Consider the following 13,093-nt stretch of genomic DNA (forward strand, 5'->3'; position numbering starts at 1 on the left):
TCCGGGATGGGATGCGGCGACGCTAGTCCCGCGCCCATGCCCGCCACGTGAATGGGCGGCATGCGCCGCAGCGGCCGTTCAGGCGCCGGGCGAGGCCAGCGGCAGGGTCGCCACGTCGATTTCCGAGAGCGGGCTTTCCGCCGGACAGGCCTGGTCCGGGAACCCGAAGCGCTGCTTCAGCGCCTGGCCGCAGGCGGTCAGGCTCTCCAGGTCCACGTCCTTGCGGGTCTTGCACTCCTGGTCGAAGGCGACCAGGAACGCATCCTTGCGCCGCACGAAATCGTCGCCGCACTTGCGCAACTGCTTGATCCGCTCCAGGTCGTCCTGCACCGCGTTGGTGCCGTCGAGCCCGTACTGCTTGAGTTCGTCGCTGGTGAGCAGGCGCAGGCTGCGGTTGGGTACGGTCATCATCAGGTCGGCCACCGCCACCGCCACGCCGTTGCGCTCCAGGTAGTCCTTGACGTTGCCATAGACCTCCTGCAGCTCGCGATTGAGCTCGGCGCGCGAGGTCGCGGTGGAACTGATCCGCATCATCCGGTGGATGCCGACCTTGCCGGAGATCAGCCGGTTGTCGCCGGCGGCCAGCACGAACACGCAGGCGCTGTGGCAGACCGAGCCTTCGCGCACCCACACGGTCCAGCCGGATTCGCCGATCGCATCGCCGGCACGGATCGCCGCCTCGACCTGGCCGCCGCTGGAATCCAGATCGAGCACGCGCTTGCCGATGCCGGTCTGCCTGGCCACCTCGGCCAGGCGCCGCACCATTTCGGCGAAGCCGGCGTTGATCTTGCCGACATAGCGCACCCGCATCAGTCCTCGCTCGCGGCACGGTGCCAGCGCCGCTTCCACGGCGGGCCGGTCCAGCCCGGCCAGCGGCTGGCCATCGCCGGCCTCGGCGGCATAGTCGGTGTCGCAGCTGATGAAGGCCTCGCCGTTCTCCAGGGTGGCCTCGTCCCAGGCCTGCGGATCGCGCTTGGGCGTGACCGCATGCGGCGGCGGTGCCGGCGGCGTACCGATCGAGACCATGTGCTCGCCATCGGCGGACGGGCTGTCGGCGACGGTCCGCGGTGCCGACGCCGGCTGCTGCCCGCAGGCCAAGAGGCCCAAGCAACACAGCGACAACCAGCAGAGTCTGAACGGAGCGGCCAAACGGGGGTCCATTGGGAGCATGAAAAAGACAGGCGCCAGGCGCCCGTGGACCTAGTCTAGTGCCGCCGCGCGGAACCTCCCCAACTGCGCCTAAACCGCGGGCACCGCGGCCACGCGATAGCCGCGGCATTGCTGTCCGAAAACGGCCAGTGCGCCGCGCCGAGGCCGACTAGACTGGCGCCATGCCTGCCCTCGCCGCTACCGACCACGCCCTCTACGACCGCGCCCGCCAGTCCCGCGACGCGCGCTTCGACGGCGTGTTCTTCACCGCCGTGCGCAGCACCGGCATCTACTGCCGGCCGGTGTGCCCGGCGCCGGCGCCCAAGCGCAGCAACGTGCGCTACTACCCCAGCGCCGCCGCGGCCGCGGCGGCCGGCTACCGGCCGTGCCTGCGTTGCCGCCCCGAACTCTCGCCGGAGGCGCAGCAGCACCTGGGCGAAGAAGTCGTGCGGCGGGCGCTGGCACTGATCACCGAGGGCGCGCTGCAGGACGCCAGCGTCGCCGCGCTGGCGGCCGAACTGGGCATCAGCGCGCGCCAACTGCAGCGCCTGTTCGTGGCCCAGCTCGGCGCCACCCCGGCGGCGGTGCACGCGACCCGGCGCCTGTTGCTGGCCAAGCAACTGCTCACCGAGACCGCCTTGCCGATCACCCAGGTGGCGCTGGCGGCCGGCTTCAACAGCCTGCGCCGCTTCAACGCCGCCTTCCTCGACGGCTGCGGCATGCCGCCCTCGGCGATCCGCAAGCAGCGCACCGACAGCCCCGGTGGCGATCTGGTGCTGCGCCTTGGCTACCGGCCGCCACTGGACTTCCCGGCGATGCTGGCCTTCCTGCGCAAGCGCGCGATCCCCGGCATCGAGCGCATCGGCGAGGCCAGCTACGAGCGCGTGCTCGGCCCCTGCGAGGCCTCCACGCGCATCCGTGTCGAGGCCGATCCGCAGCGCCACGAACTGCGCCTGCACATCGCCGCGGCCGATCCGCGCGCCATTCCCGACATCGTGCGCCGGGTGCGCCGCGTATTCGACCTGGATGCCGACCTGCGCGCGGTGCATGCCACGCTCGGCGACGATCCGCTGCTGGCGCGCGCCATCGCGCGGCGCCCCGGGCTGCGCGTGCCAGGCGGCTGGGACGGCTTCGAAGTGGCGGTGCGCGCGGTGCTCGGCCAGCAGGTCAGCGTGGCGGGCGCCGCGACCCTGGCCGCGCGCCTGGTCGATCGGCACGGCGCCGCACGGCCCGGCCAGCCGCCGGGACTGGACCGCGCCTTCCCGACCCCGCAGGCGCTGCGCGACGCGCCGCTGGAAGCCATCGGCCTGCCGCGTTCGCGTGCGGCGACGATCCGTGCGCTGGCGCAGGCGGTGCTGGACGGCCGCCTGTCGTTCCGTGCCGGCCAGCGCCTGGACGACTTCGTCGCCCACGCCATCACCTTGCCCGGCATCGGCGCCTGGACCGCGCAGTACATCGCCCTGCGCGCGCTCGGCCAGCCCGACGCCTTCCCCGCCGGCGACCTGGTCCTGCAGCGCATGCTCGGCGCGGACGGCGCACGCCTGAGCGAGCGCGCCACCGAGGCGCGCGCGCAGGCCTGGCGGCCATGGCGCGCCTACGCGGTGCTGCACCTGTGGCACCTGGCCAACGATCCTCCCGAGGAGACCCGCGCATGACCGCGTCCCCGCTGTACTACGACCGTTTCGATACTCCGATCGGCATCCTGACCGTCGCCGTCGGCAGCGATGGCGTGCGTCACATCCTGTTCCCCGAGAACCGCTACGACGCCCGCGGCCGCGCCGACTGGATCCACGATCCGGCGCCCGTGCGTGAGGCGCGCGAGCAGTTGCTGGCCTACTTCGCCGGCGAGCGCGACCACTTCGACCTGCCGCTGGCGCCGCACGGCACCGACTTCCAGCGGCGGGTGTGGCTGGCGCTGGCCGAGATCCCGTTCGGCGCGACCTGGAGTTACGCGCAATTGGCACAGCATGTGGGCCAGCCGCGTGCGGTGCGCGCGGTCGGTGCCGCCAATGGCCGCAACCCGCTGCCGATCGTGCTGCCCTGCCATCGGGTGATCGGCGCCAACGGCGCGCTCACCGGCTTCGGTGGCGGCCTGCCGACCAAGGCCGCGCTGCTGGCGCTGGAGCGACGCGATGGCGGCGACGCGGCCGCCGGCACCATGGCCCCGCTGTTCGACTGAGCGTCGCAGCCATGCGGCGGCGACGCCGCGAGCGCTGCGGCATCGCGCGCCCCGGATACCGATGCACGCGCGCGGCAGGCGCTGTCTTCGCCACGTCACCGTCCGCGCTTTATGATGCCGCGATGATGTCTTCCGTCCTGCGCTCCACGCTCGTCTGCGCCACCCTACTGCTCGGTGCCTGCGCCTCCGCCCCCTCCACATCGCCGCACGCGACCGCCGCGGCCGCCGCACCCAGCGCCGCCGCACCGGCGAGGCTGCCCACGCCGGTGCTGCTGATCTCGATCGACGGCCTGCGCGCGGACATGCTCGATCGCGGCATCACCCCGAACCTGAGTCGCATGGTCCACGACGGCGTGCGCGCGCAGTGGATGACGCCCTCCTATCCGTCGCTGACCTTCCCCAACCACTACACCATCGCCACCGGCCTGCGCCCGGACCATCACGGCATCGTCCACAACAGCATGCAGGACCCGCTGCTGGGCACGTTCCAGCTCAGCGATCGCGCCGCGGTCAGCGATGGCCGCTGGTGGGGCGGCGAGCCGATCTGGGTCGGCGTCGAGAAGGCCGGCCTGCACGCGGCGACGTGGGCCTGGCCGGGCAGCGAGGCGGCCATCCAGGGCGTGCGCCCCAGCCGTCGCCAGGCCTTCGACGCGGACATGCCGCCGAACGCGCGGGTCGACCAGGTGCTGGGCTGGCTCGACGATCCCAACGCGCCGCGTCCGCAGCTGCTGACGCTGTACTTCGAACAGGTGGACGAAGCCGGCCACGACCACGGCCCGGAGTCGCGCGAGTACGCGCAGGCGGTGGCCAAGATCGATGCGGCGATCGGACATCTGCTCGACGGTCTGGCGCAGCGCGGCGAACTGGACCGGATCAACCTGGTGCTGGTCTCCGACCATGGCATGGCCGCGGTACCGCCCAAGCAGGTGCTGGCGGTCGAGGAGATGGTCCCGCCGCAACAGGTCACGGTGATCAGCTACGGGCAGTCGGTGGGCATCGCGCCGCGCGCGGGCCAGGAGGCGGCGGTCGAGGCGCGCCTGCTCGGCGCGCATCCGCAGTACGACTGCTGGCGCAAGGGCGAACTGCCGGCGCGCTGGCACTACGGCAGCAATCCGCGCATCCCGCCGATCGTGTGCCAGATGCACGAGGGCTGGGATGCGCTGCCGCGTGCGCGCATCGCCGAGAAGCCGCGCAGCCTGCGCGGCTCCCACGGCTACGACCCGGCGCTGCCGTCGATGCGCGCGGTGTTCGTCGCCCGCGGCCCGGCCTTCCGCCAGGGCGTCACCCTGGCGCCGATCGACAACGTCGACGTCTACCCGCTGCTGACCCGCCTGCTCGGCATTCCCGCCGCCCCCAACGACGGCGATCCGCAGGCGCTGCTGCCGGCGCTGCGCTAGGGCGGGTCCCCCATCCCGAGCATGCCGCGCCGCGATTGCGCGTGCCTGTGGCAAGGAAGAGCGAGGAAGTGGATGCCCGTCCACGCCCGAGCGATAACGCGGCCACGGGCGCGCGCAATCGCGGCCCTTCGGCTTGGGTCTGGCAGGCGCGCGGCCGGCGCCGCGCGGCTTGACCTGACGGCCAGTCAGGCGCTGCGCCACGCAACGCCGGCAGCGCGCCTGCCAGACCCAACGCGGCATGCTCGGGGATGGGTGACACGCCCTGAGCGCCACGACAATGGTCGCGGCGCAGCGACGCCCGCCCGTGGCGACGCGTGCGACAATGGCCGCATGCATTCGCCCGACTCCGCGCAACCACCGCGCCTGCGCCAACTGATCTCGCAGGAGAGCTGGAAGCAGCGCGCCGTGCTGTGGGGCGGCGCGGTGGCGGTGGCCCTGGTCTCCATCGTCTTCGCCAAGGCCAGCGACGCCGCCTTCCACGTGTTCCAGCGCATCACCGCGCATTCGCCGTGGTGGGCGCTGCTGCTGACCCCGGGCGTGTTCGCCCTGCTCGCCTGGCTGACCAACGGCGCGCTGCGCCCCACCCGCGGCAGCGGCATTCCGCAGGTGATCGCCGCGCTGGAGCGCCCCGACGACGGCTTCCGCCAGTCCAACCTGTCGCTGCGCGTGTCCGCCGGCAAGCTGTTGCTGACCACCATGGCCCTGTTCGGCGGCGCCTCGATCGGCCGCGAAGGCCCCACCGTGCACGTCGGCGCCAGCCTGATGTACGTGTTCGGGCGCTGGTTCGGCTTCCGCGACGCGCGCCAGGCCAGCCATTTCCTGCTGGCCGGCGGCGCCGCCGGCATCGCCGCCGCGTTCAACACGCCGCTGGCCGGCGTGGTGTTCGCCATCGAGGAACTGAGCGGACGCTTCGAGCACCATTTTTCCGGCACCCTGCTGACCGCGGTGATCGTCGGCGGCGTGATCTCGCTGGGCTTGCTCGGCGACTACACCTACTTCGGCCGGGTCGCCACCGCCGGCCTGCCGCTGGGCAAGGCCTGGCTGGCGATCCTGCTGTGCGGCGTGGTCGCCGGCCTGCTCGGCGGCGCCTTCTCGCGCATGGTGCTGGCCAGCGCCGCCGGCAGGCCACGCTGGCTGGGCGACCTGCGCCGGCGCCAGCCGGTGCTGCTGGCCGCGCTGTGCGGCCTGGCGCTGGTGCTGCTGGGCCTGATCTTCGGCGCCGGCGCGTTCGGCACCGGCTACGAGCAGGCGCGCAGCCTGGTGCAGGGGCACGCCAGCGTCGGCCACGAATTCGGCCTGATGAAGCTGCTGGCGAACCTGGTGTCCTACGTGGCCGGCATCCCCGGCGGCCTGTTCTCGCCGGCCCTGGCGGTCGGTGCCGGGCTCGGCCACAACCTGGCAGTGCTGATGCCGGGCGTGGACCCGCGCGTCTTCGTGCTGCTGGGCATGTGCGCCTATCTGACCGGGGTGACCCAGGCGCCGCTGACCTCGGCGGTGATCTCGCTGGAACTCACCGACAGCAGCGACATGCTGCTGCCGATCCTGGCGACGGTACTGATCGCCCGCGGCGCCTCGGCGCTGGTCTGCCGCACGCCGATCTATCGCGGCCTGGCCGAGCTGTTGCTGGTGGCGCCGCCGCCGGCGCCCACGCCGCCCGCCGAAGAGGACGCGCCGACCTCGCTGGTGGCCGACCTGGCCGGCAGCGACCACGACGACCGCGACGACGGCCCCAGCGCGCCGCGTCCGCACTGAGCGGCGGCTCGCCTCGAGCGGCCGCGTGTCCTGAGCGGCAAACGAACGACCGGGGAGTTCGCCTCCCGCTCCATCCTCCTCGCTGCAGGACCTTCTGTCTCCGCCTCACGGCGACCGCCAGGCATGAACGCCAGGCATAAAAAAACGCGGCGCAAGCGCCGCGTTTTTCGTCGCAACCGGTGGCTGGCTCAGCCAGCCTTGGCGACCGTCTTCTTGGCCACGGCCTTCTTCACCGCCGGCGCCTTGACCACCGACTTCTTCGCGGCCGGCGATGCAGCGCCCACGGCCACCTTGCTCACGCTGTGCGAGCGCGAATTGCCGTAGCTGGCGTTATAGCGCTTGCCCTTGGCGGTCTTGCGGTCACCCTTACCCATGCTCATCGACTCCTGAATGTGTTTGCGAAAACCCCCGCGAGATGCACGGGGTTTGGCGAGGCCAACGCGGTCAGCGCCCTCGCGCAAGGGCGGCAAGCCTACCACGTGCGCTCAATGGGCGCAGCTTGCGTCGTGCACGTGGCCGTGGTTCAGGCGCAGGTTGAGCAGGTGGGCCAGGCCGACCAGGGTGCCGCCGAAGGTCATGATCGCCGCGTGCGGCGCCACCGCGTGGTGCAGCGCCGGCACCAGCAACCCGGCCCACAGTGCCAGCAAGCCGAGGATGAGCAATCCCAGCGCCTGCCACACGCGGTGCCGGCGATACCCAAGCACCAGGCTGAACAAGCCCAGGCAGGTCACGAACAGCACCAAAGTGCGCTCCACGCCCTCGCCGAGCCACATCGCCAGGCCCAGCGACGGCAGCACCGCCAGCGCCAGCGGCAACACCGCGCAATGCACCGCGCACAGCAGCGAACCGGTGGCGCCGAGGCGGTCGAGCGCGGCGCGCAGATCGAACGGTGAGGACATGACGGTCGGCACGGGTTGAAAGTGTTACGGAATAATATAACATTCGGCCGCCGGCGACCAGCGCGTCCCGTGCCCCTTCCCCGACCGTCCACCGCCGCTGTGCGGTGCCGGCAGCGCGCACGTCGCCCCCGACTGTCCCTCCTAATGGAATGCCCATGCCCTCTCCCCGTCCCGTCCTGTTCCGCCGTTCCGCCCTGTCCCTGGCCCTGCTTGGCCTGCTGAGCCCGTCGCTGGCCCTGGCCGCCGACCCGACCACTGCGACGACCGCGGCCGATGCCACGCCGCCGGCTAGCGACAGCCGCCACGGCGCAGGCCACAAGCAGGACCGGCACGTGAAGGACATGGACCAGGTGGTGGTCACCGCCAGCCCGCTGCGCGATGCCGCCGGTGCGCTGAGCCAGCCGGTGGACGTGCTGGCCGGCGAGCGCCTGGACGAGAACCGCGGCGCCAGCATCGGCGAGACCGTGGCCAGCCTGCCGGGCGTGCAGAGCTCCAACTTCGGCCCCGGCGTGGGCCGGCCGATCATCCGCGGCCTCGACGGCCCGCGCGTGGCGGTGCTCAACGACGGCCTGTCCTCGCAGGACGTGTCCACCGTCAGCCAGGATCATTCGCCTGCCGTTGAGCCGTTCCTGGCCGACCAGATCGAAGTGCTGAAGGGTCCGTCCACCCTGCTGTACGGCTCCGGTGCGATCGGCGGCGTGGTCAACGTGGTCGACGGGCGCATCGCCGAGACCCCGGTCGACGGCGTACACGGCCGTGCCGAAGCGCGTTGGGAAGGCGGCGACAAGAGCGGCAACACCGACATGTTCCGCGTCGATGCCGGCAACGGCAGCGGCCTGTCGATCCATGCCGACGGCGTGTACCGCAACCTCAAGGACTACGACACGCCGCAGGGCCCGCAGCTGAACTCGTTCGTCAAGTCCAAGGTCGGCTCGATCGGCAGCTCGCTGGCCGGCGACTGGGGTTTCGTCGGCGTGTCGATCTCGCGCTTCCGCGACAACTACGGCAACCCGGGCGAGCCGGGCGATCCGGCCGCCGGCGAGCGCGGCGTGTCGCTGCAGCTGCACCAGGACCGCTTCGAGCTCAAGGGCGCGTTGAACGATCCGTGGGGCGACGGCAGCGCGCTGCGCTACAGCTTCGGCCACACCGCCTACACCCACACCGAGTTCGAAGGCGCGGAAGTGGGCACCAAGTTCGACAAGCGCGCCAACGAAGGCCGCGTGGAGGCCTCCTTCGGGCTGGGCGGCGGCTGGCAGACCGCGGTCGGCGTGCAGGGCAGCGACTCGACCTTCCAGGCCACCGGCGAAGAGGCCTTCGTGCCGAAGACCGACACCCGCGCCATCGGCGTGTTCGCGCTGGCGCGCAACACCTGGGACCGCGTGCAGGCCGAGGTCGGCGCGCGCGTGGACAAGACCAAGTACGAGACCGACACCGGCGTGGACCGCGATTTCACTCCGAAGAGCCTGTCGCTGAGCGGCGGCTTCCGCTTCAACGAGCAGTGGCGCCTGACCGCCAACCTCGACCACGCCGAGCGCGCCCCGGCCGAGGAAGAACTGTTCGCCAACGGTCCGCACATCGCCACCCTCGCCTACGAGATCGGCAACCCCGACCTGAAGACCGAGAAGGCCAACCAGGCCGAGCTGGGCCTGATCTTCAAGAACGACTGGGTCGACGCCAAGGTCGCCGGCTACTACAACCGCTACGACGACTTCATCTACATCGTCGACACCGGCGGCCAGTGGTTCCACGAGGAGGACAACGACTTCCTGCCGATCCGCCAGTGGACCCAGGCCGATGCGGTGTTCCATGGTTTCGAGGGCGAGGCCACCTTCCACCTGGCCGACAACGACAGCGGCGCGTGGGACCTGCGCGTGTTCGGCGACACCGTGCGCGCACGCCTGAAGGACGGCGGCAACCTGCCGCGCATCGCGCCGGCGCGCTACGGCGCGCAGCTGCGCTGGGACGCCAGCAACTGGCGCGCCGCGCTGGGCGCCACCCGCTACCAGAAGCAGGACAAGGTGGCGGTCAACGAGACGCCCACCGCCGGCTACACCCTGGTCGATGCGCATCTGGCCTATCACGTGGATGCGGGCAGCACCGCCTGGGAAGTGTTCCTGGACGGCAACAACCTGACCAACCAGGATGCGCGCGTGCATACCTCGTTCCTCAAGGACGACGTCATGCTGCCCGGCCGCAGCGCCTCGTTCGGCGTGCGCCTGTTCTTCTGATCGGGCGGGTTCGCTGCAGCGTGACGAGGCCGCCTTCGGGCGGCCTCTTTGTTTCCGCTAATGCGGCGCGCTGCGCGAGAACACGTTGATCACCACCACGCCGGCGACGATCAGCGCCATGCCGACGATCGCCGGCGGGTCCAGCGCCTGGCCGAACCGCCACCACGCCAGCAGCGAGATCAACACGATGCCGATGCCCGACCAGAGCGCATAGGCCACGCCCACCGGCACGCTGCGCAGGGTCAGCGACAGCAGGTAGAAGGCGATGCCATAACCGCACAGCGCCAGCAGCGTCGGCCACAGCCGGGTGAAGCCCTCGCTGGCCTTCAGCGCCGAGGTCGCGACCACCTCGGCGAGGATGGCCACCAGCAGGAACAGCCAGTTCTTCATTGCAGGACACTCCTGGACGCGCAGCGCGCCACGATAGCAAGCGGCGCGTGGCGACGATGGCGACGGCCCTTGTCCGGGATGCACGCTGCGCAGGAGCGGCGCGTTGCGTCCTTCTGGAAATCGACCGCGATCGGCATTCCGGGATCATCTCTGTCACGGCTGCGTCCCTCCTGCGACGCCACGCATGACCACACGCATGACCAACCGAAGCGACGCCGCACTGCGCAGCGAACGCCGCAGGTTGCGGTGCGATGGCGACCTGCCTGGGCAACCTGTCACGCAAACGCGGCCCGTACTGCGCTGCACAACGGTTCGATCGCCCGACGGCGTTACAAAGGGCGCCGCGCGTCGCCCCCTGCTTCGCGCCGTCCCGGCCGATGCGACGCGGCAGCGCGCCGCACGCGCGTGCCGCATCCCGGCCGATCGTTCCGAATGAAGAAAGGAGAGATTCTTCATGCATCTTGCGCCGCTTCGCCATCTGCTGCCCCTGTCCGTCGCCGCCGCCCTGCTCGCGCCCCCCGCGCTGGCCCAGAGCGCCGACGCACCCGCCGCGCCTGCAACGCAACCCGACGCAACTACCCTGGATGCCGTCGTCGTCAGCGGCACCGCGCGTTTCAAGGGCCTGCGCAAGCGCGACGCGAGCTTCTCGATCACCACCGCCACACCCGAGCAGATCCAGCAGGCGGTGCCACAGAGCAGCGCCGACCTGCTGAAGATCGTGCCCGGCGTGTGGGCCGAGCCCAGCGGCGGCGGCACCGGCGCCAACATCTTCGTGCGCGGCATGCCCTCCGAAGGCGATGCGCCATTCGTCACCTTCCAGCTCGACGGCGCGCCGCTGTTCCCGCCGCCGACCCTGTCGTTCCTGGAAAACTCCACGCTGTTCCGCACCGACGACACCATCGAGCGCATGGAAGTGCTGCGCGGCGGCCCCAGCCCGATCTTCTCTAATGGGCAAGCCGGCATCACGGTGAATTTCATCCAGAAGAAAGGCCAGGACGAGCCGGAAGGCAGCGTGCGCGTCACCGGCGGCAGCGACGCCCTGCGCCGCATCGATCTGTTCGACAGCGGGCCGATGGGCAACGGCTGGTACTACAGCGTCGGCGGTTTCTTCCGCGAGACCGACGGGGTGCGCGACCCGCAGTTCCCCGCCGACAAGGGCGGCCAGTTCAGCGCCACCCTGAGCAAGCGCTGGGACAGCGGCGAACTGTCGTTCTATGCGCGCCACACCGACGACAACAACGCCTTCTACACCGCGATCCCGTTGCTGTCGCGCAACAACGGCAACGACCTGTCCAGCTTCCCCGGCCTCGACGCACAGCGCGGCACGCTGCTGAGCGACGATTTCCGCAACGTCACCCTGCCGGTCGGCCCGAACGGCCAGACCATCCAGCGCGATCTGGGCGACGGCCGCGGCGTCAACATCGACGTGTTCGGCGGCGAACTGAACTGGGAGGTGGGCGACTGGACCGTCGCCGACCGCTTCAACGTGATGGGCGGCACCGCGCCGACCTACGCGCTGTTCACCGGCGACGCGCCGCAGCGGCTGGGCGACTTCATCGCCGGCTACGGCAGCACCGGCAGCGCGCGCTATACCAACGGTGGCGGCGCGGTCGATCCGAACCAGCAGGTGCTGGAAGCCGGCTGGTGGTCGGTGGACAAGCGCCTGAACTCCTTCACCAACGACCTGCGCCTGAGCCGTGCGCTGTTCGCCGGCAACACCCTCACCGTGGGCAGCTACTACGCCAGGTACACCTCCAACGACACCTGGTACCTCGGCAACACCATGCTGCTGACCGCGCAGAACCATGCGCGGCGCATCGACGTGACCCTGGACGATGGCCGCCAGCCCACCCGCGACGGCTTCACCAGCACCGCCTTCCTGGCCCTGCGCGCGCACTACCGGGGCGAGAACGCCGCGGTGTTCGTCGCCGACGAATGGGAACTGGACGACCGCCTGCGCCTGGACCTGGGCGTGCGCTACGAGCGTCAGCGTGTCACCGGCACGGTGCACGACACCGCCACCGTGGACCTGGACGGCAATCCGGCCACGCTCTACGACAATGCCACCTCGATCTCGCTGCCGAGCGCGCGGCGCATCGACCAGGACGACAACGCGCTGTCGTGGACCGCCGGGCTCAACTACAAGCTCGACGCGCACAACAGCGTGTTCGCGCGGGTCAATTCCGGGGTCAAGTTTCCCGGCTTCGACAACCTGCGCGACGGGCAGACCAAGGTGCAGGACATCCGGCAGTACGAATTGGGATTGAAGTCGGGCGCGGCCAACTACGACCTGTACCTCACCGCGTTCTACAACACCTTCAGGAATTCGCCGTTCCAGGCCTTCCTGGCCAACGGCAGCAACTTCACCACGGTCGGCGATTCGCGCGCCTACGGCCTGGAAGTGGAAGGCGCGATCCGCCCGTTCGGCGGCTTCGAACTGGCCGGCACCGGGGTGTGGCTGGACGCCAAGTACCGCAACTACCGCGAGTACACCGGCAACCAGGTCATGCGCCAGCCCAAGCGGCAGTTCCGGCTGACGCCGAGCTACTACTGGATGCTGCCGTTCGGCGACCTGCGCGTGTTCGCCACCTATTCCTACATCGGCGAACGCTACGCCGACCTGGCCAACAGCCAGCGCCTGCCGTCCTACGACATGCTCGACGTCGGTGCCAGCCTGCACAGCGGCGAGCACTGGGAGTTCACCGTCAGCGGCAGCAACGTGACCGACACGCTGGGCCTGACCGAGGGCAATGTACGCGTGCCCGGCGCGGCCACCGGCGGCGTGTTCATGGGCCGCCCGATCGCCGGCCGCCAGTATCAGGCGTCGGTGGCGTATCGCTGGTAGCGCCTGACGCATCGCAGACGCACGCGACGCCATCGCTGCACTGGCGTCGCGTGGCGCCGACCATGACAGGCGCAATCGGGCGCCTGTCGTGGCGACGACGGCATCTGCAGGAGCGCATGCACGCGCATCCCGAGCCAGTACGGCCACCCGTCCGTATCACTGCCTCGACACCCTCCCTTCGCGCCCTCTTCGCAATCCCTTCGCGGTACCGCCGCGATGCTGGCGGCCGGGTTCCGATGCGTGCCCGTACGCCG

Annotated in this window: 10 protein-coding genes; 6 read left to right on the top strand and 4 right to left on the bottom strand. The window is 70.8% G+C overall.

Going from position 1 to position 13,093, the window contains the following annotated elements; all coding sequences use genetic code 11:
- Positions 1-78: 78 nt before the first annotated feature.
- Complete coding sequence (locus AC1PMG_RS13520; RefSeq protein WP_481109217.1) at positions 79-1,161, bottom strand: COG3904 family protein; 1,083 nt, start codon at positions 1,159-1,161, stop codon at positions 79-81.
- 170 nt (positions 1,162-1,331) lie between these two features.
- Between AC1PMG_RS13520 and AC1PMG_RS13525 the strand changes: the two genes are divergently transcribed.
- The 4 genes from AC1PMG_RS13525 to AC1PMG_RS13540 all read left to right on the top strand — a co-directional run bounded on the left by AC1PMG_RS13525 (position 1,332) and on the right by AC1PMG_RS13540 (position 6,477).
- A complete protein-coding gene (locus AC1PMG_RS13525; protein ID WP_481109218.1) occupies positions 1,332-2,804 on the top strand; it encodes a DNA-3-methyladenine glycosylase 2 family protein in 1,473 nt (490 codons plus the stop codon).
- On the top strand, positions 2,801-3,328 hold the full coding sequence (locus AC1PMG_RS13530; RefSeq protein ID WP_481109219.1) for a methylated-DNA--[protein]-cysteine S-methyltransferase: 528 nt from the start codon (positions 2,801-2,803) through the stop codon (positions 3,326-3,328). Before AC1PMG_RS13525 ends, AC1PMG_RS13530 begins: the two co-directional genes overlap by 4 nt.
- A 122-nt stretch (positions 3,329-3,450) precedes the next feature.
- The gene (locus tag AC1PMG_RS13535; protein WP_481109220.1) at positions 3,451-4,725 is read left to right on the top strand and encodes an alkaline phosphatase family protein; all 1,275 of its coding nucleotides are present in this window, start codon (positions 3,451-3,453) and stop codon (positions 4,723-4,725) included.
- Positions 4,726-5,055: 330 nt separating this feature from the next.
- Positions 5,056-6,477, top strand: a complete 1,422-nt coding sequence (locus AC1PMG_RS13540; protein WP_481109221.1) for a chloride channel protein — start codon at positions 5,056-5,058, stop codon at positions 6,475-6,477.
- Between the two features lie 188 nt (positions 6,478-6,665).
- Here the strand turns inward: AC1PMG_RS13540 and AC1PMG_RS13545 are convergent, their stop codons facing one another.
- Positions 6,666-6,851 (bottom strand): 30S ribosomal protein THX, encoded by a 186-nt coding sequence (locus AC1PMG_RS13545; protein WP_017911843.1) that lies wholly within the window; start codon positions 6,849-6,851, stop codon positions 6,666-6,668.
- Positions 6,852-6,962: 111 nt separating this feature from the next.
- Entirely contained in the window at positions 6,963-7,376 is a 414-nt protein-coding gene (locus tag AC1PMG_RS13550; RefSeq protein WP_019801916.1) for a MerC domain-containing protein, read from the bottom strand.
- Positions 7,377-7,531: 155 nt separating this feature from the next.
- Between AC1PMG_RS13550 and AC1PMG_RS13555 the strand changes: the two genes are divergently transcribed.
- Positions 7,532-9,604 carry a TonB-dependent receptor gene (locus AC1PMG_RS13555; RefSeq protein ID WP_481109222.1) on the top strand — a complete coding sequence of 691 codons (2,073 nt, stop codon included), beginning with the start codon at positions 7,532-7,534 and terminating at the stop codon, positions 9,602-9,604.
- A 57-nt stretch (positions 9,605-9,661) separates the two neighbouring features.
- Here the strand turns inward: AC1PMG_RS13555 and AC1PMG_RS13560 are convergent, their stop codons facing one another.
- Positions 9,662-9,994 (bottom strand): DMT family transporter, encoded by a 333-nt coding sequence (locus tag AC1PMG_RS13560; RefSeq protein WP_010343489.1) that lies wholly within the window; start codon positions 9,992-9,994, stop codon positions 9,662-9,664.
- 454 nt (positions 9,995-10,448) lie between these two features.
- Between AC1PMG_RS13560 and AC1PMG_RS13565 the strand changes: the two genes are divergently transcribed.
- The gene (locus AC1PMG_RS13565) at positions 10,449-12,839 is read left to right on the top strand and encodes a TonB-dependent receptor (protein WP_481109223.1); all 2,391 of its coding nucleotides are present in this window, start codon (positions 10,449-10,451) and stop codon (positions 12,837-12,839) included.
- Positions 12,840-13,093: the final 254 nt, after the last annotated feature.

The sequence above is a fragment of the Xanthomonas sp. NCPPB 2250 genome (genome assembly GCF_056725265.1).